17 protein-coding genes are annotated in these 25929 nt (G+C 71.0%); 8 read left to right on the top strand and 9 right to left on the bottom strand.

All coding sequences use genetic code 11. The features are described from left to right. Positions 1–11: 11 nt before the first annotated feature. Positions 12–1421 (bottom strand): type VII secretion integral membrane protein EccD, encoded by a 1410-nt coding sequence (eccD, locus tag ACIBO2_RS00600; protein ID WP_397294632.1) that lies wholly within the window; start codon positions 1419–1421, stop codon positions 12–14. 205 nt (positions 1422–1626) lie between these two features. Between eccD and eccCa the strand changes: the two genes are divergently transcribed. Beyond that, complete coding sequence (gene eccCa, locus ACIBO2_RS00595) at positions 1627–5604, top strand: type VII secretion protein EccCa (protein WP_358548588.1); 3978 nt, start codon at positions 1627–1629, stop codon at positions 5602–5604. Between the two features lie 10 nt (positions 5605–5614). Further along, the gene (locus ACIBO2_RS00590; RefSeq protein ID WP_397294629.1) at positions 5615–8053 is read left to right on the top strand and encodes a WD40 repeat domain-containing protein; all 2439 of its coding nucleotides are present in this window, start codon (positions 5615–5617) and stop codon (positions 8051–8053) included. A gap of 55 nt (positions 8054–8108) precedes the next feature. Here the strand turns inward: ACIBO2_RS00590 and ACIBO2_RS00585 are convergent, their stop codons facing one another. Beyond that, complete coding sequence (locus ACIBO2_RS00585) at positions 8109–12662, bottom strand: hypothetical protein (protein ID WP_397294628.1); 4554 nt, start codon at positions 12660–12662, stop codon at positions 8109–8111. A 26-nt stretch (positions 12663–12688) separates the two neighbouring features. After that, a complete protein-coding gene (locus ACIBO2_RS00580; RefSeq protein WP_397294626.1) occupies positions 12689–12991 on the bottom strand; it encodes a hypothetical protein in 303 nt (100 codons plus the stop codon). Between the two features lie 87 nt (positions 12992–13078). Between ACIBO2_RS00580 and ACIBO2_RS00575 the strand changes: the two genes are divergently transcribed. Together ACIBO2_RS00575 and ACIBO2_RS00570 are read left to right on the top strand one after the other, a co-directional pair. Next, positions 13079–13390: a hypothetical protein gene (locus ACIBO2_RS00575; RefSeq protein WP_357948710.1), complete on the top strand. Its 312-nt coding sequence runs from the start codon at positions 13079–13081 to the stop codon at positions 13388–13390. Next, a complete protein-coding gene (locus tag ACIBO2_RS00570) occupies positions 13387–14550 on the top strand; it encodes a WXG100 family type VII secretion target (protein ID WP_358548600.1) in 1164 nt (387 codons plus the stop codon). Before ACIBO2_RS00575 ends, ACIBO2_RS00570 begins: the two co-directional genes overlap by 4 nt. Here the strand turns inward: ACIBO2_RS00570 and ACIBO2_RS00565 are convergent. Together ACIBO2_RS00565 and ACIBO2_RS00560 are read right to left on the bottom strand one after the other, a co-directional pair. Then, on the bottom strand, positions 14547–15431 hold the full coding sequence (locus ACIBO2_RS00565) for a hypothetical protein (protein ID WP_358548603.1): 885 nt from the start codon (positions 15429–15431) through the stop codon (positions 14547–14549). The genes ACIBO2_RS00570 and ACIBO2_RS00565 overlap by 4 nt on opposite strands. After that, on the bottom strand, positions 15428–15754 hold the full coding sequence (locus ACIBO2_RS00560) for a hypothetical protein (protein WP_397294624.1): 327 nt from the start codon (positions 15752–15754) through the stop codon (positions 15428–15430). The genes ACIBO2_RS00565 and ACIBO2_RS00560 overlap by 4 nt, the downstream gene beginning before the upstream one ends. A 125-nt stretch (positions 15755–15879) precedes the next feature. Here ACIBO2_RS00560 and ACIBO2_RS00555 point away from each other — a divergent pair, with 125 nt between their 5' ends. Continuing rightward, the gene (locus ACIBO2_RS00555; RefSeq protein WP_397294621.1) at positions 15880–16308 is read left to right on the top strand and encodes a YbaB/EbfC family nucleoid-associated protein; all 429 of its coding nucleotides are present in this window, start codon (positions 15880–15882) and stop codon (positions 16306–16308) included. A 62-nt stretch (positions 16309–16370) separates the two neighbouring features. On the opposite strand, the gene ACIBO2_RS00550 is transcribed toward ACIBO2_RS00555, so the two are convergent. From ACIBO2_RS00550 to ACIBO2_RS00540, 3 genes are all read right to left on the bottom strand, one after another. Then, positions 16371–18467: a serine/threonine protein kinase gene (locus ACIBO2_RS00550; protein ID WP_397294619.1), complete on the bottom strand. Its 2097-nt coding sequence runs from the start codon at positions 18465–18467 to the stop codon at positions 16371–16373. Positions 18468–18571: 104 nt separating this feature from the next. Continuing rightward, on the bottom strand, positions 18572–19741 hold the full coding sequence (locus tag ACIBO2_RS00545) for a S8 family serine peptidase (RefSeq protein ID WP_397294617.1): 1170 nt from the start codon (positions 19739–19741) through the stop codon (positions 18572–18574). Between the two features lie 136 nt (positions 19742–19877). Continuing rightward, positions 19878–20150, bottom strand: a complete 273-nt coding sequence (locus ACIBO2_RS00540; RefSeq protein ID WP_214633406.1) for a WXG100 family type VII secretion target — start codon at positions 20148–20150, stop codon at positions 19878–19880. Between the two features lie 122 nt (positions 20151–20272). Here ACIBO2_RS00540 and ACIBO2_RS00535 point away from each other — a divergent pair, with 122 nt between their 5' ends. The 3 genes from ACIBO2_RS00535 to ACIBO2_RS00525 all read left to right on the top strand — a co-directional run bounded on the left by ACIBO2_RS00535 (position 20273) and on the right by ACIBO2_RS00525 (position 24423). Continuing rightward, the gene (locus tag ACIBO2_RS00535; protein ID WP_358548612.1) at positions 20273–20992 is read left to right on the top strand and encodes an SDR family oxidoreductase; all 720 of its coding nucleotides are present in this window, start codon (positions 20273–20275) and stop codon (positions 20990–20992) included. Between the two features lie 89 nt (positions 20993–21081). Further along, a complete protein-coding gene (locus ACIBO2_RS00530; protein WP_358548615.1) occupies positions 21082–22827 on the top strand; it encodes a biotin carboxylase N-terminal domain-containing protein in 1746 nt (581 codons plus the stop codon). A 210-nt stretch (positions 22828–23037) separates the two neighbouring features. Further along, complete coding sequence (locus tag ACIBO2_RS00525) at positions 23038–24423, top strand: hypothetical protein (RefSeq protein WP_358548618.1); 1386 nt, start codon at positions 23038–23040, stop codon at positions 24421–24423. A 73-nt stretch (positions 24424–24496) separates the two neighbouring features. On the opposite strand, the gene ACIBO2_RS00520 is transcribed toward ACIBO2_RS00525, so the two are convergent. Then, the gene (locus ACIBO2_RS00520; protein ID WP_397294613.1) at positions 24497–25891 is read right to left on the bottom strand and encodes an NAD(P)H-quinone dehydrogenase; all 1395 of its coding nucleotides are present in this window, start codon (positions 25889–25891) and stop codon (positions 24497–24499) included. Positions 25892–25929 lie beyond the last annotated feature (38 nt).

The raw sequence follows: 25929 nt of genomic DNA, 5'->3' as shown, positions 1-25929 counted from the left end.
GCAGCAACCTATCACCCGGACAAACCGCGCACCCAGGAATAGACCTCGAGAACGCCCAGCGCGAGCGGGAAGAGCTCGACGATCAGGATGACGTCCACGATGTCCGCCGCGCGGCCCCAGAACGGCGACGGCTTGCCCGTGGGCAGCCAGAGGCCGATGCCGACGGCGGTCAGTGCCAGCCACAGCATGCCGATCGCCACGGCCACGGCGCCGATGACGCCGGACTTCGGGCCGAGGGTCAGCGCGAGCAGGCCGAACGCGGTCAGACCGACGGTGATCAGCCACAGCCGCTGGCGTACCCCACGGAAGACCCGGGCCCGCATCATCAGCGTCAGCCCGAGCGTCCCGGTCATGAGGGAGGCGATCCAGCCGCCGTAGGTGGCCAGCAGGACCTCGGAGACCAGCGCCACCAGACCGACCGCGATGATCATGCCGGTGGCGTAGCGCTGGGCGATGACCGTCCGCTCCTGGATGGCCGCGCTGTTCAGGCGCTGGTTGTCGGCCCGCAGCTCCTCCGCGGTGGTGGGCATGGCCGGGAGCGGCACCTTGGCCAGGCGGAACGACAGCGTGGGGACCAGCGGGCTCAACGCCAGCAGGATCGACACCGTCACCGCGGCCACTCCGGCGGGTGGCGGTCCCCACACCATGACCACGGCCGCGCCTATCGCCCCGAACGTCGTGGCGACGGCCGTACCGAGGAATCCCGGCACGCCGTCAGAGATCAGCGCGCCCGCGATGGTGGCCACCAGCGCGGTGCAGGCGAGCGCGGCCAGCAGGTGGGGAGCGCCGACACCGGTCAGGACGCCGCCGCTGGCCGGCGCGAACAGGCCCGCGATGAAGCCGTACGGCAGCGCCCCGTGCCCGATCAGGGCACCCGCCAGGGAGTCGCCCACCGCTCTCGACAGGGCCGCGCCGGTGGCCACGACCACGAGCGCCATCAGCCCGGCCACCACCGTGACGACCAGCGCGGGCGCTCCGGACAGCGCCAGGGCGATCGCGCCCAGGACCAGCACCCCGAGCGCGCCGCTCGCGCCCATCAGCCGGGTGTGCCTGGTCTCCCAGGTGCCGGACGAATTCTTGACTCCGGTCGCGACCACGTCGGCCACGTCGTCGTACAGCGCGGGCGGCAGGATCGCCTCGCGCGGCCTCAGGTAGAGCACCTCGCCGTCGAGAATGCCCAGCGCGCCGAGGCTCTGGCCCAGGTCGAGCGGGGAGCCGCCGAGCCGCTGCAGCGTCCAGCCGGGCGCGGCGGCGGACTCGCCGCCCAACTCGTCCAGGGCGCGCAGCAGGCCGGGCAGTACGTGCGGCAGCGGGATGTCGGCGGGCAGCGCCAGGTCGGCCTTGCGCCGCGGTCCCACGATCGTCACGTGGCACAGCGCGGGCAGCGGCACGTGCACCTGGGCGAGCGAGCTCACCTGCATGGGTCCCTGCGGATGCGGGGGACCCTGCAGGTGCGGCGGGCCTGGCAGGCGCGGGGGACCCTGCGGATACGGCCCCTGAACGGCCGGTCCGTGGACCATCGATCCCATGGCTGGACTCCGTCCCACGAGCATCATGGACAAGAGAGAACATATCGGGTCGCTTCTGGTAAGAAGGTCAGCAACCGATACGGAGGACCATCCCACGGTGAGCATTGTCGTTGTCCGGCGACCCGAACGCCGTCCCAGCCCCAAGCCGCCACGCGGGGAGATCCTGCTCGAATCGCCCCCTGAGATCCCCGAGGTCCAGGGGCAGGGCTTCATGCTGGTGCTCACGTACCTGCCCATGGTGGCGGGTGCCGCGGCGATGGCCCTGATGTTCACCGCGGGCGGCAACTCCAACCCGATCATGTACGTGGCGAGCGGCATGTTCGCGGTCTCCATGCTCGGCATGACGCTCGGACAGATGGGCCGCCAGTCGGGCGAGCGCAAGCACAAGCTCAACGGGGCCCGCCGTGACTACTTCCGCTACCTGTCGCAGGTGCGCAAGAAGGTCAGGCGGGCGGCCAAGCAGCAGCGCGAGGCGCTGGAGTGGAGCGGCCCCGAGCCCGACGCGCTCTGGTGGATCGCGATGGGCCCCCGCCTGTGGGAACGCCGGCCGCGCGACGACGACTTCAGCACGGTACGGCTCGGCACCGGCGTACAGAAGCTGGCCATCCAGCTCATCCCCCCGGACTCCAAGCCGGTGGAGGACCTGGACGCGCTGTCGGCCGGCGCGCTGCGCAGGTTCGTCAGGGCACACGCGACGGTGTCGGAGCTGCCCGTGGCCGTGGCGCTGGGCTCGTTCGCGCGCATCAAGCTCAGCGGCGACCCGGCGGCCATGCGGGAGCTGGTGCGGGCCATGATCGCCCAGATGGCGGTGTTCCACTCGCCGGACGACCTGCGGATCATGGTGTGCGCCGGCCAGGAGTGGATGGGCCACTGGGACTGGGTCAAGTGGCTGCCCCACGCGCTGCACCCCGACGAGGTCGACGCCGCCGGACCGGTGCGGCTGATGGCCGAGAACATGAGCGAGCTGGACCGCCTGGTGGGCGCCGAGCTCAAGGAGCGGGCCAGGTTCCGGCCCGGCTCGCCCGCGGACTCCCTGCCGTACCACGTGCTCATCGTCGACGGCGGGCACGTGCCGCACGACTCACAGCTCGGTACGGACGCCATCCAGGGCGTCACGGTGATCGACCTGTCCGGGGCCACGGGGCCGGTGGAGGAGAAGGCCACGCTGCGGCTGGAGATCCAGCCGGACGGCTTCCACATGATCAAGCTGGACCACGCCGGCAAGGAGAACAAGACCCGCCTCGGCAACCCCGACAAGCTCGACTACCTGCGGGTGGAGGGCCTGGCCAGACAGCTCGCGCCGCTGCGCGCCTCGGCCACCAGCGGCGGCGAGGTCGAGGACGTGCTGGCGGTCAACACCACGCTGACCGACCTGCTCGGCATCGGCGACCCCATGCGGCTGGACCCGGCGCTGACCTGGCGGCCACGGGCGGGCCGCAACCGGCTGCGGGTGCCGATCGGCCTGGGCGCCGACGGCCGGATGGTCGAGCTGGACATCAAGGAGTCGGCGCAGGGCGGCATGGGGCCGCACGGCCTGGTCATCGGCGCGACCGGCTCCGGCAAGAGCGAGCTGCTGCGTACGCTGGTGCTCGGCCTGGCCGTCACCCATTCGTCGGAGATTCTGAACTTCGTCCTGGTCGACTTCAAGGGCGGCGCCACCTTCCTCGGGCTCGACACGCTCACCCACGTCTCGGCGGTCATCACCAACCTGGAGGACGAGCTCCCGCTGGTCGACCGCATGTACGACGCGCTGCACGGCGAGATGGTGCGCCGCCAGGAGCTGCTGCGCTCGGCCGGCAACTACGCCTCGCTGCGCGACTACGAGCGGGCCCGCGAGCAGGGCGCCGCGCTGGCGCCGATGCCGACGCTCTTCGTCGTGCTGGACGAGTTCAGCGAACTGCTGTCGGCCAAGCCGGAGTTCATCGAGCTGTTCGTGATGATCGGCCGGCTCGGCCGCTCCCTCGGTGTGCACCTGCTGCTGGCCTCCCAGCGGCTGGAGGAGGGGCGGCTGCGCGGCCTGGACACGCACCTGTCCTACCGGATCGGCCTGCGGACGTTCTCGGCCATGGAGAGCCGCGTCGTGCTCGGTGTGGCCGACGCCTACGAGCTGCCGTCCGCGCCGGGCAACGGCTTCCTCAAGTTCGACACCACCGGCATGACCCGGTTCAAGGCCGCGTACGTCTCCGGTCCCTACCAGAGCGACCCCCGCAGCGCGGCAGCCGAAGGCGATGACAAGACGATCCGCCAGGTCGTCGAGTACGGCCCGGCCTACGCGCCGCTCCCGATCGTGGAGGAGCCGGCCAAGGAGGTCGCCAAGCCGGACGACGAGCGAGGGCCGCGGAGCAGCCTGCTGGACATCGTCGTACAGCGTCTGGCCGGTCAGGGCCCCGCCGCGCACCGGATCTGGCTGCCGCCGCTCGGCGAGTCGCCGACCCTCGCGCACCTGCTGCCTCCGCTGTCGGTGACTCCGGAGCTGGGCCTGTCCACGCCCGGCTGGGACGGCCGGGGCCGCCTCGCCGGGGTCGTGGGCATCATCGACAAGCCGTTCGAGCAGCGTCGCGACCCGTACTGGCTGGACCTGTCGGGCGCGGCCGGCCACGTCGGCGTCGCGGGCGGCACCCAGAGCGGCAAGAGCAACGTGCTGCGCACGCTGGTGACCAGCATGGCGCTCACGCACACGCCGCGCGAGGTGCAGTTCTACTGCCTGGACTTCGGCGGTGGCGCGCTGGCCGCCCTGGACGGCCTGCCGCACGTCGGCGGCGTGGCCACCCGCATGGACGCCGACCGGGTACGCCGGACCGTCGCCGAGATCGCCGCCGTCCTCCAGCAGCGCGAGCGCGACTTCGCCGCGAGCGGCATCGACTCGATCGCCACCTACCGCCGTCTCGTCGCCGCCGGAGAGTACGAGGGCGACGGCTGGGGGGACATCTTCCTGCTGATCGACGGCTGGCTGACCATCCGCCAGGAGTTCGAGGCGCTGGAAGGGGTCATCACCGACATCGCGGCCCGAGGGCTCGGCTACGGCATCCACATCGTCGCCTCCACCAACAAGTGGTCGGAGTTCCGCGCGGGGATCAGGGACCTGTTCGGGACCCGGCTGGAGTTCAAGCTCGGTGACGCCTACGAGTCGGAGGTCAGCCGCAAGGCGGCGCTGGCCGTACCGGAAGGAGTGCCCGGACGCGGACTGACCAAGGAGGGCATGCACTTCCTGTCCGCGCTGCCGCGCATCGACGGGGTGCGCGGCGCCGACGACCTGTCCGCCGGCGTGCGGTCGCTGGTGGAGGTCGTACGGGCCTCCTGGCAGGGTCCCGCCGCCCGCCCCGTGCGGCTGCTGCCGTCGCTGCTGCCCGCCACGGCGCTGCCCGACCCCGCCCTCACCGGGCCGAACCGGATCGCCATCGGCATCGACGAGGCCGCCCTGGCGCCGGTCGCGATCGACTTCGACGTGGACCCGCACTTCATCGTGTTCGGCGACACCGAGTGCGGCAAGTCGAACGTGCTCAAGCTCATCATGGAGGGCCTGGTCGCCAGGAAGACGCCCAAGGAATGCATGATGATCGTGCTCGACTACCGGCGCGCCCTGCTCGACACCGCGGTCACCGACCACCGCATCGGGTACGCGGCCTCCAGCACCGCGGCGGCCGAGCTGATCCAGGACGCCCGTACCGCGCTGCTCAAGCGGCTGCCCCCGGCCGACCTCACGCCCGAGCAGCTCAGGGAGCGCAGCTGGTGGCAGGGCTCCGACCTGTACATCATCGTGGACGACTACGACCTCGTCGCCACCTCGAACAACCCGCTGGCGCCCCTGGCCGAGCTGCTGCCGCAGGCCCGCGACATCGGTCTGCACCTGATCATCTCCCGCCAGATGGGTGGCGCGAGCCGGTCCATGTTCGACCCGGCCGTCCAGCGGCTCAAGGAGATGGCCAGCCCGGCGCTGATCATGTCGGGCAACAAGGACGAGGGCGCGCTGTTCGGCAATGTGCGCCCGCAGCCGCTTCCGCAGGGGCGCGGCTTCTACGTGGACCGGAGGTCGGGCGCGCGCCTGATCCAGACGGCCTTCCTGGACACGCCGTAGGTTGTCCCCCGTGTCACATGTGCGCTACCGGCTGACCGGCACGTCCTTCCCCGGCACTGTGGAGCTGACGGTCTGGGCTGACGGTCGGGCCCGGCTTGAGCACGCGCGCGCGGGCGGGGTCCGGGCCTGGACCGCCGAACTGGACCGGGCCGTGTGGCCGTGGCTCGTGGACGGCCTGCGCTCGGCGCGCTTCCCGCACGTGGCGGCGCCTACGCCGCTACCGGGCTCCACGCTGCGCGAACTGACGGTGGTCGCCATTGGGGTCACCGCCGAGGTCGCGGGGTCCGCCGGAGGCGTGGATGACGGCGCAGGAGGTCCGGACGGTGTGCCGGGCGGGTCGTTGCTGTTCGGGTGGCGTGATGGTGGCGAGCTGGGGCTGGAGCCGGTCCTGCGGATACTCGACGCGCTGGTGTACCAGGTCGGCGACGGTGCCGTCCGGGAGACGGCGAACGAATTGCCGAGGCTGGCCCACCGCTCCACCCTGGACCGCGCGCTGCCGCCGCCGGACCCCGGCGAACCGGCCGCCGCCGCCTTCGGGACCGTGGGCGGGCGGCCGGCGTACGCGCTGTCCCGTCCCGGGCGCACTTTCAGCCTGTACGGCCTGCCGTACGGCGAGGACCTGGGCAGCGCCACCGTCACCGACGCGCCCACCCGGGCGGTCGCGCTCGGCACGGCCGGTGGCCGGGAGATCGTCGCGACCGGTGGCGACGACCTGGTCATCAGGGTCTGGGCCACCGGCACCGGGCAGCAGCTCCACGCCACGACCGGCCACGACGGCCCGGTCCTGGCGCTGGCCGCGTCCGGCGGGCTGATCTACACCGGCGGCGCCGACTGCGTGCTGCGCGTCTGGGACGCGGCGGGGTCGCTGGGCGAGCTGCCGGAGCGGCACGAGGGCGCGATCAACGCGGTGTGCGTCGATGGCACGCTGCTGGTCACCGGCTCCGACGACGGGGCCGTGCGGCTCACCGACCTGTCGGACGGCCGCACCCTGCACTCGCTGCCCGGCCACCCGGGCTGGGTGAGCGCGGTCGCCGCCGCTGACAGCCTTGTCGCGTCGGCGGGCTCTGACCGGTTGATCCGGATCTGGGACGCGGGCACCGGTCAGGAGCTCCGCGCACTGGAGGGGCACGAGGCGAGCGTGACCGGGCTGACCTTCCTCAGCGTGGCGGGGCGCCCGGCGCTGGCGTCCTGCGCGCTGGACGGCCAGGTCGCCGTCCACGATCCGCGTACCGGAACACTCTTGGCCACCTGGCACTCAGGCCAATGGGCCAGCGCCATCGCCGTCGCATCGAACCCACCAGCACCCACCGCACCCGAAGAACCGGCCACCACCGCCACGCCTGAAGAGCGGGCCACCGTCGGAGCCGGTGCCGTGTCTGAAGAACCGGCCATCACGCCGGAAGGGCAGGTGGCCACCACACCATCCACCCTCACACCCGAAGGGCGGGCCGCCGCCGCGACCGGTGCCGTGTCGGAGTGGCTGGTTACCGCGGGTGATGGGGTGCGTGTCTGGACGGCCGATGGCACCCTGTCGCGGGAGCTCACCGGCGCCGTCGCAACCTCGGTCGCCAGCGACGGGGCGCTCGTGGCCGCCGGGTCCCCTGGCGGCACGCCGTGGTTCTGGCGGCTGGCCGACGGCGGCTTCCTGCCCGAGACGGCCGCCGCCTCCGGGGACGGCGGCCTCCTACCCGAGGCGGCCGCGGCCGCCTCCGGGGACGGCGGGGTCACGGGTCTGGCGTTCGACGGCGGCAACCTGGTCTGCGGCACCGACAGTGGCACCGTCCGCGTGCATCATCCGGTGGACGGCGTGGTCGCGGTGCCGACCCCGCACACCGGTCAGGTGCTCGCCCTCGCCCTCGACGGCGACCTGCTGGTCTCGGGCGGCATGGACGGCACGGTCAGGACCTGGGACGCGGTCTCGGGCCGGCCGCTACGCCGCCTGATCGGCCATACGGCGGGCATTACGTGCCTGGCCACGGGCCGGGTCGGCGGCCGGGCCGTGATCGCGTCCAGCGGGTACGACCGGGCGGTCAGGACCTGGGACGCGGCGACGGGCCGGCCGCTGTCGGTGGTGCACGGGCATCCGCTGCCGGTGTACGCGCTGGCGTTCGGCACGGTCGGCGGCCGGGCCGTACTCGCCGCCGGCAGCTATGACGGGCAGGTGCCGGTGCGCGACGCCGAGACGGGCGAGGACGTCGTCGTGCTCGGCGGCAACCCAGGCACGGTCCGGTGCCTGCGCTTCCTCAGTCCCGACGGACCCGACGGACCCGACGGACCCGATGTGCTGGCCGTGGGCTGCGACGACGGCACCGTACGGCTGTGGCGCCTGCCGGACGGCGAGCAGGTCGGCGGGACCCGGCTGGGGGACGTCCCGCTCGCCCTGTCCAGCGATCTGTACGCGGTCACCCATAACGGGCTGAGCCGCCTAACGCCCCCAGAATCGCAGTGACCCAGAACGGGCCGAACCGTCCCACGCCCGGTTCGGTCGAGGCAGCCTCGGCCGTCTACGGTGGGCCGAGCACGTCGTCCACGCCCAGCTGATCGAGGACCTTGAGCGCCAGCTCGACGTGTGACGCCTCGTAGGGGAAGTCGAACGGCCTACTGCCAGGTGCCTCGTCGCGGTGTCCGATCGTCACACCCCGGTGTTCTGAAGGCACGAACTCCGCCCGGACGAGCAGCACCGAGCCGTCCGGCAGCACGTGTCTGCCGTTGACGAACCGGTCGAGACCTGCCCGCACGCGCGTGCCAAGGTGGCCCAGCGGCGACATATCGGAACGGTAGGCGAACCTGACGGTGTACTCCGTGACGGGCCGCATCACTCCGTCACGTGCCTTGACAGTCATGTCGCGACGCTCGATGGCCGCGACCCCCGGGTCACGTGCCCCCATGTTCACCGGCTGGACCTGCCTGCGCGCGGCCACCAGATCGGCCGGACGGAAGGTGTGCGGCTTCCCCCCGTGCGGCGTGGCCCCCCAGTCGGTGACCGCCTCGCCCGCCCTTCGCGCGTCCCATGCCGCCCGCTCGCGCGCGGCTACGACGTCCGGCTGGGGAACCGGTTCGGTCGAGGCGGCCTCGGCCGTCCGCGGTGGGCCGAGCACGTCGTCCACGCCCAGCTGATCGAGGACCTTGAGCGCCAGCTCGACGTGTGACGCCTCGTAGGGGAAGTCGAACGGCCTACTGCCAGGTGCCTCGTCGCGGTGTCCGATCGTCACACCCCGATGTTCTGAAGGCACGAACTCCGCCCCGACGAGCAGCACCGAGCCGTCCGGCAGCACGTACCCGCCGTCGACGAACCGGCTGAGAGCCGCCCGCACGCGCCTGCCGAAGTAGCCCAAGTCCGCCCGCGACATATCGGAACGGAAGGCGAACCTGACGGTGTACTCCGTGACGGGCCGCATCACTCCGTCACGTGCCTTGACAGTCATGTCGCGACGCTCGATGGCCGCGACCCCCGGGTCACGTGCCCCCATGTTCACCGGCAGGGCCCGCTTGCGCGCGGCCACCAGATCGGCCGGACGGAAGGTGTACGGCTTCCCCCCGTGCGGTGTGGCCCCCCAGTCGGTGACCGCCTCGCCCACCCTTCGCGCGTCCCGTGTCTCCCCCTTCTTGTGCGAGCCCGTATGCGGGAACTCCCCAAGAGCCTTGGGCGGCCCGGCGGGCTGCCCGGGTCCTGGGTCGTCGTGCAGCCGTTCCACGAGCCGGGCGAAGTCCGCACCGTCGAACGCGAGGCCGTGCCATTCCCCCGCCTGCAGGGTCCGCAGTTCGGTGGTGACGCGGACGAAGTCCACGGATCCGCTGGCCAGTACGGGCGAGTGCTCCGCCGCGTAGCTGAACACGGCCGAGGCGCGGCGGACGGCGGCCTCGCTCGGGGGCTCGCCGAGGAACTCTCCGGCCGCCCTGCGCAGGGCCGGTGCTCCTGCCTCGCCGGGATGCGGCTGTCCGCCGGTGTAGGCGAACCATTCCGCGAGCCTCGACAGGCCCTCGACGGTCCTCGGAGCGACCTGGTTGTGGCCCAGGACCGCCTCGGTCTCCGCCTTGAGCCACGCCGCGTCGGGCAACCCCGAGTCCGGCCCCCTGCCGAGGAACTTGACCAGGCCGTGCAGGCGGCGCAGGTCTCGTACGGTCGGGGCGTCCATGACGGCGCCGTAGAGCGAGTGGGCGGCGTCGAAGAGCGCGCCGGTGTAGGCGATGTGGCGCTGGGTGACCCGATCGCCGAACAGGGAGTGGGCGCGATCCAGCACCTGCACGTGGTCGAGCAGGTCACCGCCTCGATGGGGGAACTGGACGAGCAGGTCGCGCAGGTACCGGGGAAGGCGCAGCGTCTCGGGGGTGTGGACCGGCCGGGTCCATTCGTCGGCCGGCTGCCGGAACCCCGCGTCGCCCTCGGCGAAGCGGTCGGAGCGGGGCAGCAGGTCAGAGAAGTGAGCCAGGTGGTGGTCGAGCAGCGTTGCCCGTGGCGGGACCTCGTGGCCCGCGTGATCTATCAGGACGCTTTCGGCGGCCGAGCGCACGCGGGACGCGTCACCCATCAGGTTGGCGCCTGGTTCGAGGCCCTGGTCGGTGAGCGTCCTGCGACCTTGAGTCCGGTGGTCGCGGTACTCGTCCGGCAGCCCGAGATGGTGTCCGAGCTCGTGGGCGTGGAGGTGCGCGTCGGTGTTGGCGCACCAGTTCACTATGTCGGGATGGCCGCCGGCGCGGAAGGTCACCACGCCGGGGTCGCCGGGCCGTGCGGTGCGCACCTCCTCGAATTTGAGCCGGACATGCAACTGACTGCCGTCGGAAAGCCGGTGCTGGTGGTTGTAGTACAGGTCCATGCCGTCGAGGGCGTTGGACTTGAGCCGCGTCACCTGCTCGGCCGTCATGCCTTCCTTGGCGACGTACCGGATCGTGACCGTGAACTCGGTGACCCGCCGAACCTGGCCACCGTCACCCCGGATCGCGAAGCGGCGTGCTTCTACGCGGGCACTGGCGTCGAGATCCGGGTACCCCACGCGGTTCTCGATCAGGTGGGCAGTCGCTCTGCTCCTGAGGTGGGCCCACTCGCTCGCCCTGACCGCCTGCCTCGGGTCGATGACATTGGCCATCACTCCGCTGGTGACGCTGTCGCCGTGGATCGGCAGGAGCGGCGTCCGATAATCCGGGTCGAGCTCCTGGCTGCGTGCCGGGTGCGCCCTCATCTCGCCGGAAGCGTTCTGCGGCAAAGGCTCCACTGCACGCGGCGGGGCGGCTCCCTCGAACGTCCGAGGCCGCTCCCCGAACGTCGGGCAGGCCGCCCGCGGCTCCACGATCACGGACCCGGGGGGCGCGTCCAGCACCGAGACCGTGCCGCTGGCGTTCTTCGCGATCTTCTCGAAGGCGAACTCGACGCTGCTGTACCAGTCCGTGTGCCCGAGCGCCCGGAACTCCTGCCGCAGCGCCTCCACGCGTGGCCGGAGCGCCTCGATGTCGGCCTTGCTGAGCGGGTTGGGCGCCCAGTCGGCCGATTCGCCCTTGTCCCGGAAGAAGTGGCGGCTGAAGGGGCTGTTCGTGTCGGGTAACAGCCCGGAGAAGGCCTTGTCCCCGTCGTAGCCCTTGACCCTGCCGTCGACGCCCTCCAGGAAGTCCTGGTGGGCGCGTTTCGGGGAGAAGCGGTCGTGGTTGCCGGTCAGCGCGTCGAGCAGGCCGAGGAGGATCCCCTCGCGGGTGTTGTGCAGCCGCGACAGATGCCACTTGCCGTCGGGCCCGTGCTGGACCGGCACCTGCTTGCCGTCGACCCAGTCGATCAGCAGTCGTCGCTCGCCGACGATGTGGGTCGCGGCGACGTCGGCGCCGATCGCGCGGCCGAGCCGTGAGCTGAGATGGTCGCGGTCCCGCCGATCCGTCCCGGAGAACTCCTTGTCGACGGCGTGGCTGCCGTCGGCCAGCCGGACCTTCTCCACCTTCACCGTCTCGCCGCCCGCGCCGGCCAGCGGTTCGCGCGCGACCACCCCGCGACGGGCGCTCTCGGCGAACGTCGCGTGGTCCCTGAGCCGGACGGGTCCGGTCTCGGCCGGGCGCGCCCAGTTGATCAGCTGGTCGACGCTGCGCCGGAAGATGTTCCGCTCCTCGTACGGGCGCGGCCGGGCTTGCTCACCGTCGGCCAGGGCACGGGTATCGCCGGCGTCGGCCAGCCTCGTCCGCCCGTTCCCGTCCGCGTCGTCCGGCCCCGTGCCGTTCCGTGGGCCGTGGTCGCCCGGATCGTCGAAGCGCGCGTGCTCGTCCAGCCCCCTGGGCCCGGGGTGGCCGCCGCCCGGGCTCCAGCTCGCCCAATGCGCGTCGGCGCCGCCCGCCACGCCCGACGACAGGCCCTTCAGCACCAGCGTCCAATCGACCGACCCGTCACCGCTCCACAGCTCCGTGCCCAGCACGGCGCCCGCGTTCGCCACCCCTGACTGGCCCATCAGCATCCACAGTGAGCGCGTCGGGAACGCCCACGCCAGCCCGGTCAGCAACCCGCCGGTCAGCGCTCCGGTGGCCGCCGACGTCCCCACCTGCCGCCAGTCCACCCCCTCGCGGCGCGACTGCGTCAGCTGGACCAGGAGGTCCATCCCGCCGAGCAACCCGCCGAACAGCGCGATGTTGATCATCAGCCGGCGGGCGAACTGGCGTACCGTCCACCGCGCCGCCTGCGCGCGTACGCCGATCAGCCGCAGCGCCAGGCCGCCCGCGGGCGACACCAGCGCCCACGTCAGCCACGCCAGCTGCACCACCAGCAGCAGTACGGCCAGCCGCATCATCCGCTTGGTGAACTGGAGCTGCACGCCCAGCTCGTTGCACGCGAACGCCAGGTCCACCAGGGACCGCACCAGAGCCGCCTGGCGACCGCCCACCTCCTGGGACACCTTGCGGGTGAACGCCCGCAGCGCGGGCCCGTCCCACCCGTCGGCGTACAGCCGGATGCCGTCCCCGTCGGCCCCGGCGGCCACCCCCCGGGCCGCCTTCACCAGCGCGTCGGCGAGCCGGAACAGACCACCCTCATCGCCTTTGGGCCAGTCCGTCCCCAGCACCCAGCCCGCCCACGGACGGACCCAAGCGGGCACAGGTATCCCATCGAGCAGCACGAACGTCAGCCTCGAGTGTCGTTTTCGGCTGCCTCGTACGTGTTGGCGGTGACGTGCATCCCGTCCCGGGTACCTTCCAACTCGTCGATGTAGTTGTCGAAGCCCTTGAAGATGGCCTTCGTCCGGTTGGGGAAGCTCTTCTCGAACTCCGCGCCGTACTGGTCGTCACCCATGGGCCGGCCTTCGGCGGCGAACACCTGGCGCAGCTCCTCACGCACCTCGCGCACGTGCTCGGCCTCCTCCCGCGCCTTTTCGGCCCCGCGACGGATTTTTGTCCACTGCGCGGAGTAGCCGTCTTGCTGCCCCAATAGTTTCTCCTTCCTCAGGGACATCCCCGATAACTGTCCACTATGCTCATGTTTCGTGCACTTCGCAGCAATACGTCTGGGGGTCCCATGAGCGGCTGGGTCGATGTGCACTACCAGGCGCTCGAAGAATGTGGGAGACGGGCCCGCAAGGTGGCGAACATGTTCGACCTGGACGACGCGTTCGAGGGCACCAAGTCCGCCGCGCCGACCGGGGGGACCTCGTCGAAGACCTTCGGTGATCTCAAGGACTCCGGTGGCCTGGCCACGGACGTCGACAAGGTCTGGCGGGCGCTCAAGGACGAACTGCAGGCGGGCAAGAGCCGGCTGAACAACGTCGAGAAGGCGATCGACCAGGTGGAGACCAATCTGCGCAAGGCCTCGAAGGCCTCCGGCGGATGAGCGGCGTCGGCGATCTGCCCGGGGGTGGCCGGCTGGCCGCGCTCCTCGCCAAGGTGACCGGCAATCCGCAGGCGATCAGGAGCACCGCGAACGCGTGGCGGACGGCCGCCGGTCACGTCGCCAGGTCGACCAACTCCCTGACCAAGTCCGTCGGCGAGGTGGACAAGGCCTGGCAGGGCGGCTCGGCCGACGCCTTCACCAAGCACATGGCCGCCTACCCGCGGGCGAGCACCGGTCTCAATGACGCGCTGTCGGCCTGCGCCGACGCTCTCGACAAGGCGGCCACCTCGCTGGAGGACGCCCACGGCAAGGTGAACGCCCTCTGCCAGGACGCGGTCGAACGCGCGGCGGAGTACAAGACCCAGTACGCGAAGCTGAACCCGAAGGCCACCGCCCAGGACGCCGAGGACGCTCTGGCCAAGACGACGATCGTCAGCGGCAACGTCACGAAGGCCGAGAAGCTGGTCGAGAAGGCCGAAGGCGACCTGGAGGACGCCAAGAAGGCGCTGGCCAAGGAGCTCGGCGAGGACGGCGAGTTCGGCTTCTTCACCAAGGTCCCCCAGCCGGACGGGGCCGACTTCGAGCCGGGCGACCACAAGGTCGAGTGGGTCAGGACGCCGTTCGAGGACAAGCGCACCTCGCTGGAGTCGGCGGCCGCCGCCGGCGGCAGCGACGGCGGCGGTGCGAGCGGCGGCGCCGGCTACGCCTACAGCGGCGGCGTCTCCTCGGCCGGCAACGCGCCGGCGCCCAAGGCCGAAGTGGTGGGGTGGATCAAAGAGGCCCTCCGGATCATCAAGTCACCGGAGATGGCCGACACGCTGCGGGCCAGAGGGCTGCTGGAGAAGATCCAGGAACTCGACCCAGACGACCCCAACGACATCCAGCAGATCTGGACCATCATCTACCACGAGTCCAGCGGCAACCCGAGCGCCATCAACAACTGGGACATCAACGCCAAGAACGGCATACCGTCGCAGGGACTGATGCAGACCATCCCGCCCGTATTCAACGCCAACAGCCTGCCGGGACACAAGCAGATCCTGGAGCCGGTGGACAACATCATCGCCGGGGTCCTGTACACGTACAAGGAGTACGGATCGCTCGCCCAGCACCGGGGCCTCGCCTCAATGGCGAGGGGCGGCGGGTACCTCGCCTACTAAGTGGTCTCCTGGTTGGGCTCCACCCAGTCGAACTTGTCGGCGCCCGGAGGCAGCTGACCGGGCTTGGCCGGGGCCTGGAACGGCGGGAACTTCGCGGCGTTGATGGTCGCCTGCTCGAAGTCGATCGCGGCGGCGCCGCCCGGCTTGATGTAGCCGAACTGGTGCTCCTTCTTGATCACGGTGGACATGATGTCGCCCGCCCCGCGCAGGCCCGACACCAGTGTCAAGGTCAGCACGGCCACCGCGCCGTTGGTGCCTGAGGCGATGAACTTCTCCAGCAGGCCGCCATACAGCTTGGTGTGGGGAAATGCCTGCAGCTGCTTGGCGAACAGAAGCAGAGTGGCCGTCGTCACGCCCAGCGTGGCCAGCTTGACCCAGTAGCTCCGGTACCCCGCCGCCACCTCGTCGACCATGCCGCCGACGTCGCCGAGCACACCGCGCAGCGCGCCGATCTCCCGGTGGAAGATCCACACGACCCGTTCGAACTCCTGCTGGTCGAGGGCGATCCAGCCGCTCCGCGACGTGGCGACGAGCTGGGGCAGCAGTTGCTTGACCCCGTCGTCGAGCCGGTTGGAGATGCCGTTCTTCCAGTTCGCGGCCGCCTGCGCCATGCCCGGCTCGTTGGCGATGGCCGTACCCGCGACGATCACGGCGGGGACCAGCCAAGCCGACATCCGGCCCAGCTTCTTGATCGACTCCAGCACCTTGGGCCCGATCGGCTCCGGCATCTGCGGAGGCGGGCCGAAGGTGGGCGGCTTGTAGGCGTTGTAGCCCGGTGTGTTGGGCGCGTTGTAGCCGGGATACCTGTAGGGCGAGTAACCGGAGTTCGCGGTGGAGGGCGGGTTGTAGGCGGGGTGCCGCAGGTTCCCGTATTCGCTCATTTGCGGTACCTCACGGCGCTGGCCTTCTCGGCGGCGCGCCAGTTGCGCTCACCCTGCGCGAGCGCCCCCGACCAGCTGTCGATCGTCTTCTCCGCCTCGCCCAGCGTGCTGTCGGCCCACCGGCACATGCCGTCATAGGTGCCGCCCAGCACCATCTCCCCGAGTACGCCGAAGCCCGGGGACTCGACCCCGACCGTGCCGACCAGGCTCCTGACGAAGGACATGGCCACCTTCAGCTCGTCGTCCACCCGGTCGCGCAGGTGACCGATGGCCGTGGAGGTGACGTAGATCTCCTGTCCCGGCGTAGCCGCTTTCATCGTCATATGTACGAATTCTTCCTGATGTCGGGTCTGGTCTCCCCACTCTCATGGCACTCTTAATGATCAGTTAGACGACTGGACGGCTCCCGATTGGCATTCGTTAACCTGCTGCCGGTGGCGTGGGGCGCATGGATTCCAGTGACCCCCGCCTCGTGGAGCTCGACCGGCTCGTACAGGCCAGCGAACGGACGATGCGCGAGCTCGAACAGGCCACGCGGGAGCTACGTCAGCTGAGCGGCTCGGGCGAGAGCCGTGGCGGAACGGTCTCCGCGCGTGTGGACGCCGACAGCAGGCTGGTCGACGTGCGGATCACCCACCGGGCCATGCGGCTGGACCCGGAGGAGCTGGGGCGTGACGTGGTCGAGGCCGTACGCGCGGCTCAGGAGGACCACGAGCGGCAGGCCCGCGACCTGCTCGGGCTCGGGACGGTGCCCGGCGAGCAGGATCTGCTGGGCACCTTCAAGCGCGACCTGGACGAGTTACAGGACGCCTACGCCCGCGAGACCGGCGAACGGCTCGAAGGGATGCGCCGCACCCAGCGCGCCTGGGAGGACTGACCCTGGGAAAGCGGCGGGGCCGGTGAGGAGTGATCCTCACCGGCCCCGCTTTTCGCGCTGTCTCAGCCGCAGTTGCCGTACGGGGCGCTGGTGCTGCCCGAGGCGGTGCTGCCCGAGAACTTCACGCACTTGCCCTTGGCGGGAAGCTTGACCGGGCCCGCGTAGTAGTCGTAGCTGCCGGAGTCGGTCCTGCTCCCCCCGCCCTGCACGTCGAGGGTGGCGCTGACCTGGCTCTTCACACCCACGTTCGTGGTCTTCATCGTGACCACGCAGTTCTCACCGCTGCCGCTGTTGTAGAGCTGGTAGGTCACCCCGCCCGCGAACGAATTGCTGCGCTGCACGCTGAACCCGGATCCGCACACCTGCGTCGGCGTGTAGGGGTTCGTCTTGGGCGGCGTCGGCGTCGGCTTGGCGGTGGTCTTGGTGGGCGTCGGCTTGGCCGTGGTCTTCGTCGGCGTCGGCTTGGGCGACTGAGTGGTCGGCTTCGGCGTCGGCTTCTGAGTGGTCTTCGTCGGCGTCGGCTTCGGCGCCTCAGTCGTCCTCGTCGGCTCCGGCTCCGGCTCCTTGGTCTTGCTCGGCTCCGGCGTCGGCTCCGGCTCCTTGGTCTTCGTCGGCGTCGGCGTCGGCGTCGGCTCCTGCTTCGACTCGGTCGGGGTCGGCGTCGGCGTGTGGCGCTTCCTGCTCTTGCGCTCGGTCGCGGCGGGCTGCGTCGCGGTCGGCTGGGTGGCGGGCTGCGTCACCGTCGGCTGGGTCACCGGCTGCGTGAGGATCGGCTGCGGCGTCGGGACCGTGCTGAACTCCGGAGCCGTGGGCGCCTGCGAGGGATAGTCGGTCGGCAGCACCAGCGGGACCACGTCGGTCGGGTCGGGGCTGGCCGACGCCCAAGGCACCGTCACATCGGCCTGTGACGGCTGAGGATCGGGCTGGCCGGGCTGCTGCTGCTGTTGCTGCGTGGAGGAGTCACCGCCGCCACCGCCGATCGCGAGGGTGCCACCGCTCTTCGTGGCCTCCGACGCGGAGTTGGAGACGGGCTCCAGCTTGGCGTAGTGGCCGGCGCCCCACAGCCCCACACCGGACAGCAGCATGACGGCCATGACGGCCGCGGCGAGCCCGATGGGGAACGACTTGCGCCGGGGGGCGGCGGCGCCGCCCTGGGCCGGTACCTGCCACACCTGGGCAGGCGGCTGCCCGCCGGGCGCCCCTTCCCACGTGGCTCCCTGCTGCGGCACGGGCGGCGGGCCCCACGTCTGCTGCGGGACCGGCACCCCTTCCAGCGGCTGCTGGTGCTCGACCGGCACCTGCAGCGGCGGAAGCTGGATGGTCTGCGGCGGGAAGAGCTCGTCCTGCGGTGCCGGGATCGGCTCCGGCGGCGACACGGTGGCGACAACGCCTACCCGCGGCGCGGCGGCCCCGCCACTCTTGTCCCCCAGGAGCTGCAGCAGCGCCGTGTACGTGGTCGGCCGCTGGGTTACGTCCTTGGACAGCGCGGAGAGGACCACCCGGCGCAGCGGCTCGGCGAGCGCGCCGACCTCGGGCTCCTCGTTGAGCACCGCCTGGGCGTCGTGCCCGAAGGGCGGCTGCCCGGTCGCGGCGAAGACGATCGTCGCGGCCCAGGCGAACACGTCGGCGTAAGGACCGTAACCCAGGCCGCTGAGCTGCTCGGGCGAGCGGTAACCCAGCTCGCCGGCGGCCTCGCCGAGGTCGATGTCCGTCACACGCGGGCCGTCGGCGGCGAGAAGTACGTTGTGCGGGGTGAGCCCGCGATGCGTGACCCCGGCGAGGTGGACGGCGGTCAGGGCGGTCAGCACGCCCACGGCCACCCGCTCCAGGGTGTCGCCGTCGAGCGGGCCTTCGGCCGCCACCGTTTCGGCCAGGCTGCGGCCCTCGATGTGCTCGCGCACGATGTACGGCTGCTCGCCGTGCATGCCGGCGTCCAGGGTCCTGGCGACGTACACACTCGAAATGCGCTGGACGCCCTTGTACCGCTCGGCGTCCTGCGGCCCCGCGTCCGGAACGGCCGGGAGCAGCTTGATCACTCGGGTGGGTCCGTCCTCGGACTCCTTGCCGAGGTACGCGACTCCGCGCGGGCCCTCGTCCAGCCGTCCAAAGAGGGTGTGAGCTCCTAAACGCTCTGGATCACCCGGCTGCAGAGGGTGCATTTCTTTCCCTTCACCTCAAAACGCGATCTGCAGTACATTCAACCAAACCTGTCACTTTTGCATCAGTAGTTTCGGACGCAACCTGACATTTAACCGTCAGGACATCAGGCCGCCGGACGACCGGGACGCCATCCGCGCCGTCGACCCAGCGGGACGAGCAGCACGCAGGCCGCCCCTACCGCGGCGATGGCCAGAGCGCCGACCGTCACCAGGAGAGAGACGTTCGTCGCGTGCTCGTCGGGCGCCGGGACCTTGGCCACCACGTCGGCGGGCAGCGGCGAGGGCGGGGGCGCGGCGACCACCGGGGCGCCGGCCGGGTCGAAGGACAGCGTCGCGGTGACGGCGAGCAGCGGGTTGACCATCCCGGCTCCGGTGCCCGTGCCCACCGAGCCGTCGGCCGTGGCGGTGATGCGGTGGCGTACCTGCTCCTGGTCGAGCTTGGGGAAGCGGGCGCGGACGAGCGCGGCGACCCCGGCCACGTACGGCGCGGCGAAGCTGGTGCCCTCCAGGCCGCGCATGTAGCTCTTGCCCGTCCACGGGGCGGTGATGTCCACGCCCGGCCCGAGCACGCCGACCGGCGTGGCCGTGTTGGAGGAGTCGGCGCGCTGGCCGTTGCTGTTGGCGGAGCCGACGGCGAGCACGCCGTCGTAGGCCGCGGGGTAGGCGGGCTCGGGCGGCCCGTCCTCCTTGGTGATGTTGCCGGCGGCGGCCACGACCACGATGTCCCTGTCCAGCGCGTACTGGATGACCGCCCTCAGGTCGGGATGGTCGGCGGCCCGCACCGAGACGTTGATCACATCCGCCTTGCGGTCCACCGCCTCCTTGATCCCCTTGACCAGATCGGCGACCTCACCCTCCTCGCTGTTGCTCTGCTTCACCGAGATGAGCTGGGCTTCGGGGGCGACGCCGTGGAAGGGGACCCCCGCGAGGTAGCGGCCGGCGATGATGCCCGCGACGGCGGTGCCGTGCCCCACGCAGTCGCGGTAGCCGGTGTGGGTGATGTCGATGAACTTGGAGATCTGGATCTGCGGGTGCTGGTAGTCGACGCCGCTGTCGACGACGGCGACCTTCACGCCCGCGCCCCGGGTGAGGCGCCACACGTTCTTGATGTCGAGCCTTCGCTGTGCCCACGGCTCGGTGCCGGGCAACTGCGTCGTCCCCTTGCGCGGCTTGCACTCGACGGGCGCTGACCTCTCCGCCGGCACCGCGGCGAGGGCGGGGGCCGAGGTGAGCTGCAGGGCGAGCACGCCCGCCGCGAGAGTCCGTCCGATCATGGCGGAAGAGCGTAGCCTGCCGACCTGAACGAAAGAAGCCCTGGTCGCCCCTGAACACCCTGGTCGTCCTTGAATGTCCTGGTCGCCCCTGAACGAAAGAAGCCCCGGCGTTCAGGCCGGGGCCCCTCCGCGAGACTCAGCGGGTCGCGGACTCGATGTTGCCCCGGTAGGTGTTGATCACCCGGGAGGCCTCCTGGAGCTCTTCCGTCATGCGCTGGAAGGCCGTCCGGTAGTTCTGCCAGGCCCCTTGGAAGCGCTCGGCTCCCGGACCCGTCCAAGCGGTGCCGACCTTGGCGGCCTCGCGGTCCAGCGCGGTCATCGTGGTGCGCACCGCCTCGGACTGCTGGGTGAATTGGGTGGCCATCTGCTGCATTTCCGCGGGGTCGCCACCGAGCAGGCTCTGGCTCATGCATACCTCCTGGATCGACTGAAAGCGCCCTCAACATAGACGCGTCACTCACACCTCGCTCCTGTTATGCCGAGCGGCTATGGTCTTCCAGAGGAATATTCGGATCTAAGGAGCAGCCGGCCATGCGCGAGGTTGTGGTCACCGGCGGTGGCACCGGGATCGGCTACGCGGTCGCGGCGGCGTTCGTCTCCGCGGGCGACCGGGTCACGATCACCGGGCGTCGCGAGCATGTGCTGAAGGAGGCCGCGTCCCGGCTCGGCGCCGACTTCCTGCCCTTCGACGCCGCGAACCCCGCCGCCGTGAGGGAGGCGGCCGGCCGCCTGCCCGAGCGCGTCGACGTCCTGGTCAACAACGCGGGCGGCAACACCAACCTCGACCGGCGGCAGTCCGACGACCTGCTGGACGTGGCCGAGGGATGGCTGGCCAACCTCAACGCCAACCTGCTGTCCGCCGTGCTCGTCACGACCGCGCTGCTGCCGCGCTTCGCCAAGGGCGGGCGGATCATCACGATCGGCTCGATCGCCGCCCGCGGTACGGGCTCCGGCTCGTACGGCGCGGCCAAGGCGGCCGTCGAGGCGTGGACCGCCGACCTGGCCGCCCAGCTCGGCCCCCGAGGTGTCACCGCCAACGTGGTCTCCCCCGGCCTGGTGGTCGACACCGAGTTCTTCCGCGGCCGCCTGACCGAGGAGGGCATCAGGGCCCGCGTCGAGAACACCCGCAACGGCCGCCCCGGCACCCCATCTGACGTGGCCGACACTGTTCTGTTCCTCGCCACTCCGGGTGCGCGGCACCTGACGGGGCAGGTGCTCCATGTGAACGGCGGGGCGTACTTGGGTCGCTGAGGATCGGCCGACAACGAGCACCTACACTCCGTTCAGTGCTTGTGGAAGACGGGCCTTGTCGAGGAAGGGCGTCGGAAGGACTTAGGTCAGTGCAGAAGGTTCTGATCGCCAATCGGGGTGAGATCGCCGTCCGGATCGCACGGGCATGCAAGGACGCCGGGATCGGCAGTGTGGCCGTCTACGCCGACCAGGACCTCGACTCCCTGCACGCGAAGATCGCCGACGAGGCGTACGCGCTGGGCGGCCGGTCCCCCGCCGAGACCTACCTCGACATCGGCAAGCTGCTGGAGATCGCCCGGCGCTCCGGCGCCGACGCCGTGCACCCCGGCTACGGCTTCCTGGCCGAGAACGCCGGCTTCGCCCAGGCCGTCATCGACGCGGGCCTGATCTGGATCGGGCCGCCGCCCGCCGCCATCGCCGCGCTCGGCGACAAGGTCCAGGCCAGGCACATCGCGCAGAAGGTCGGCGCGCCGCTGGTCGCCGGCACCAAGGACCCGGTGTCTGGGGCGGCCGAGGTGGTCGCCTTCGCCGAGGAGCACGGGCTGCCCATCGCGATCAAGGCCGCCTATGGCGGCGGCGGCCGGGGCATCAAGGTCGCCCGCCGGCTGGAGGAGGTCGCCGAGCTCTACGACTCGGCCGTACGCGAGGCGACCGCCGCGTTCGGCCGCGGCGAGTGCTTCGTGGAGCGCTACCTCGACCGCCCGCGGCACGTCGAGACCCAGTGCCTGGCCGACCACGACGGCAACGTGGTCGTGGTCGGCACCCGCGACTGCTCGCTCCAGCGCCGCCACCAGAAGCTGGTGGAGGAGGCACCCGCGCCGTTCCTGTCCGAGTCGCAGGTCGAGATCCTCTACACCAGCTCCAAGGCGATCCTGCGCGAGGCCGGCTACGTCGGCGCGGGCACCTGCGAGTTCCTCGTCGGCCAGGACGGCACGATCTCCTTCCTGGAGGTCAACACCCGTCTGCAGGTCGAGCATCCGGTCAGCGAGGAGGTCTCGGGCCTCGACCTGGTCCGTGAGATGTTCCGCATCGCCGACGGCGGGACACTCGGCTACGCCGACCCGCGGCCGCGCGGCCACTCGATCGAGTTCCGGGTCAACGCCGAGGACGCCGGCCGCAACTTCCTGCCCGCTCCGGGCACCCTCACCGTCATGCGGCCGCCGTCGGGTCCCGGGGTGCGGCTCGACTCGGGGTTCGAGGCCGGGATGACCGTGCCGCAGACGTTCGACTCGCTCGTGGCCAAGCTGATCGTGACCGGCCGTACGCGTACGGAGGCGCTGGAGCGCTCGCGCCGGGCACTGGCCGAGTTCGAGATCGACGGCATGCCGACCGTGCTGCCCTTCCACCGCGCGGTCGTGTCGGACCCGGCCTTCACCGCCGAGCCGTTCGCCGTCCACACCCGGTGGATCGAGACCGAGTTCGACAACACGATCCCGCCCTACTCGGGCGACGGCTCCGCCGACGAGCCCGCCGCCCGGGAGTCGGTGACGGTCGAGGTCGGCGGCAAGCGCCTCGAAGTGGTCCTCCCCTCCGGCCTCGGTACGACCGCCAGAGGCTCCGCGCCGCCCGCGGCCAGGAAGCCCAGACGCGGCGGCGCGAACAAGCCCGCGGCGGGCGGCGACGCGCTGGTCAGCCCGATGCAGGGCACCATCGTCAAGATCGTCGCGGCCGACGGCGACACGGTGGCCGAGGGCGACGCGATCGTGGTGCTGGAGGCCATGAAGATGGAGCAGCCACTGACCGCGCACAAGGCGGGCACCGTCACGGGCCTGACCGCCGCGGTCGGGCAGACCGTCACGTCGGGCGCCACGATCTGCGAGATCAAGGACGCCTGACGATGTTTCACGTCGCTTGACGTCGCTTGACGTCGCTTGACGTCGCTTGACGTCGCTCGACGTCGCTCGACCTCTCGCTTGATCGTGCCGGAGTCTCGAAGATCCTTGACCACGCCCCGCGCTCGACCGACTCCATACGGGTAACGTGCGCTGTAGAGGAACTTTGTCGAGTGCCCGTTCGTCATCCTGGGCGAAGGAGGCTTGCTGCCAATGACCCATTCGCTGCGCCGAGCAGGGGCCGCGATCGCGGCTCTGATCGCCGGTCTTTTCGTCGTCCTTGCGCTGTCCCCTGCCGCCAACGCGGCGGCCGCACCCCCTGACGCATCGAGCGTTGTGTCCTATTGGAAGGACAAGAAGGATCCGCTATTCGTGCAGTCGGGATCGCCGCTGACCTCGGACCAGCAGTCCGAGATCCGCGACACGTTGAAGGGTTCCAAGAGTGACATCTACGTCGCGGCTCTGCCCGACGGCACGTTGACGGCGGCCAACGCCAAGCAGTACGTCACCTCCCTTGGCGAGGCCACCGCGGCCGCGAAGGGTGGGGGCCAGGTCACCGTGGCGGTGCTCGACGGCAACTCCCTGTTCGCGGAGTCCAACTTCGGCAAGCCCGGTCTCACCAACCGGCTGTCCCAGCTCGCGGTGCGTAACCACGACGACGTCGTGTCCGGCATGAATGACTTTGTCGAGCGCATCAACCTCGCCTCCCAGGGCAAGAAGGCCGCGCTCGACTCCGGCCCGGTGGGCGGCAGTGGCGGCGGCAGCGGCGCGCTGATCGCCCTGGGCGCGCTCGTCGTGGTCGGCGGCGGCGGCTACTTCGTCTACTCCAAGAACAAGAAGAAGAAGCAGGCCATCCAGGACGCCAAGGACCTGGCCGCGGTCAAGCAGACCGTGGAGGAGGACGTCACCAAGCTCGGCGAGGAGATCACCGCGCTGGACACCGACGTCGCGCTCTCCGGCCAGAGCGGGCAGCACATCACCGAGTGGCAGCAGGCGCTCGACTCCTACGAGAAGGCCAAGACGCAGCTCGCGGCGGTGCAGCGGGCCGACCAGGTCCGCGAGGTGACCCAGACGCTGGAGGACGGCCGCTACGCGCTGGCCGTGGTGAAGGCCAAGGTCAACAACCAGCCGATCCCCGAGCGGCGGGCGCCCTGCTTCTTCAACCCGCAGCACGGCCCGTCCGTACGTGATGTGCGCTGGGCACCGCCCGGTGGCGCGGTGCGCGACGTACCCGCCTGCGCGAGCGACGCCGAGGCCGTGGAGCGCGGCTTCGACCCGCAGATGCGCGAGGTCATGGTCGACGGCCAGCGGCGTCCCTACTACGACGCGGGCCCGGCCTACCAGCCTTACGCCTACGGCTACTACGGCGGCTTCGGCGACATCATGACCGGCATGTTCATCGGCACCATGATGGGCAGCATGCTCGGCGGCGGTTTCGGCGGCTACGGCGCCGGTTACACCGAGGGCTTCTCCGACGGCGGTGGCGGTGGCGACTTCAGTGGTGGCGGCGACTTCGGCGGCGGAGGTGGCGGCGGCTGGGGCGACTTCGGCGGCGGCGGCGACTTCGGTGGTGGCGACTTCGGCGGCGGCGACTGGTAAAGCGACCAGCGAATGACCGGGCGCGTTCCCTTCGGGGGGCGCGCCCGTTTTCGTGGAAGCCGTCGAAGCTCGGTCAGATCCCGATCTGCGCCTCAGGCTGCATCAACCGCCGGGCTGCCTCGGTGATGGATCCCGACAAAGACGGATAAACCGCGAAGGTGTGGGCCAGCTGATCCACCGTGAGCCGCTGCTGCACCGCCACCGAGAGCGCCAGGATCAGCTCGGAGGCCCGCGGCGCCACCACGACCCCGCCCAGCACGATGCCGGTGTGCGGACGGCAGAACAGCTTGACGAAGCCGTCGTTGAACCCCTGCATCTTGGCGCGGGCGTTGGTGGCCAGCGGCAGCTTGACCACGTTGGCCTCGATCTCGCCGGCCTCGATCGAGCGCTGTGCCACGCCGACCGCGGCGATCTCCGGATCGGTGAAGATGTTGGAGGCCACCGTGGCCAGCCGGAGCGGCTGGACCGCCTCGCCCAGCGCGTGCCAGACCCCGATGCGGCCCTGCATGGCGGCGACCGAGGCGAGCATGAGCACGCCGGTGCAGTCACCCGCAGCGTAGACGCCCGGCGCGGAGGTGCGGGAGACCTTGTCGACCTTGATGAAGCCGTTCCTGTCGAGCTGGACCCCGGCCTCCTCCAGGCCGATGCCGCCCGTGTTGGGCACCATGCCGACCGTCATCAGCGCGTGGGAGCCCTCGGCCGTGCGGCCGTCTTCGAGCGTGACCACGACGCCGTCGGCGGTCCGCTTGACGGAGGCGGCACGCGAGCGGCCCATGACGTTCATGCCGCGGCGCCGGTAGACCTCTTCGAGCACCTCGGCGCCGTCGGCGTCCTCGTTGGGCATCATCCGGACGCGGCTGGAGACCAGCGTGACCTCGGCGCCCAGCGAGCGGTAGGCGCCCGCGAACTCGGCGCCCGTCACCCCGGAGCCGACCACGATCAGGTGCTCGGGCAGCGCGTCGAGGTCATAAAGCTGGCGCCAGGTCAGGACGCGCTCGCCGTCGGGCTCGGCCCCCGGCAGGATGCGCGGCGTCGCGCCGGTCGCCACGATGACCACGTCGGCCTTGATCGCGCGGTCGCCCGCCTTGACCAGCTGCGGGTCGACCAGCCGCCCGCGGGCCTTGATGATCTCGACGCCCTCGGCGGCGACCCGGGTCTCGATGTCGGCCGACTGGGCCTGCGCCAGCTCCTTGACCCGCTTGTTGACCAGCGGCAGATCGACGCTCGCCACGCCGACGTCGCCATCGAGCCCGCCGGTGAATCCGACGCCCAGCGAGGGCGCGTCGAGCAGGGCCTGTTTACGCACGGAGGTGGCGATGAGCGTCTTGGACGGCACGCAGTCGGTCAGCACGCAGGCGCCGCCAGGCCCGTCCTGTTCGACCATGGTGACCTGCGCGCCTAGCTGCGCCGCCACCAGAGCCGCCTCGTAGCCGCCTGGCCCGCCACCGATGATCACGATCCTCGTCACGTGCCTATTGTCCCGCATGGCGCGCGCTGACGACGAAC

Origin of the sequence: Nonomuraea sp. NPDC050022 (assembly GCF_044460705.1) — a bacterium.
GTDB lineage: Bacteria > Actinomycetota > Actinomycetes > Streptosporangiales > Streptosporangiaceae > Nonomuraea.
The sequence above is the reverse complement of the archived record's forward strand: the minus strand, read 5'-3'. Positions and strand labels throughout refer to the sequence as shown.

What these genes read in the sequence shown, in the direction of transcription:
- ACIBO2_RS00560 (WP_397294624.1), bottom strand. Translation starts at nt 15,754, where the DNA reads ATGACGATGAAAGCGGCTACGCCGGGACAGGAGATCTACGTCACCTCC.
- ACIBO2_RS00540 (WP_214633406.1), bottom strand. Translation starts at nt 20,150, where the DNA reads ATGAGCCAGAGCCTGCTCGGTGGCGACCCCGCGGAAATGCAGCAGATG.
- ACIBO2_RS00535 (WP_358548612.1), top strand. Translation starts at nt 20,273, where the DNA reads ATGCGCGAGGTTGTGGTCACCGGCGGTGGCACCGGGATCGGCTACGCG.
- ACIBO2_RS00575 (WP_357948710.1), top strand. Translation starts at nt 13,079, where the DNA reads ATGAGCGGCTGGGTCGATGTGCACTACCAGGCGCTCGAAGAATGTGGG.
- ACIBO2_RS00565 (WP_358548603.1), bottom strand. Translation starts at nt 15,431, where the DNA reads ATGAGCGAATACGGGAACCTGCGGCACCCCGCCTACAACCCGCCCTCC.
- ACIBO2_RS00570 (WP_358548600.1), top strand. Translation starts at nt 13,387, where the DNA reads ATGAGCGGCGTCGGCGATCTGCCCGGGGGTGGCCGGCTGGCCGCGCTC.
- ACIBO2_RS00525 (WP_358548618.1), top strand. Translation starts at nt 23,038, where the DNA reads ATGACCCATTCGCTGCGCCGAGCAGGGGCCGCGATCGCGGCTCTGATC.
- ACIBO2_RS00545 (WP_397294617.1), bottom strand. Translation starts at nt 19,741, where the DNA reads ATGATCGGACGGACTCTCGCGGCGGGCGTGCTCGCCCTGCAGCTCACC.
- ACIBO2_RS00550 (WP_397294619.1), bottom strand. Translation starts at nt 18,467, where the DNA reads ATGCACCCTCTGCAGCCGGGTGATCCAGAGCGTTTAGGAGCTCACACC.
- ACIBO2_RS00555 (WP_397294621.1), top strand. Translation starts at nt 15,880, where the DNA reads ATGGATTCCAGTGACCCCCGCCTCGTGGAGCTCGACCGGCTCGTACAG.
- eccD (WP_397294632.1), bottom strand. Translation starts at nt 1,421, where the DNA reads ATGCAGGTGAGCTCGCTCGCCCAGGTGCACGTGCCGCTGCCCGCGCTG.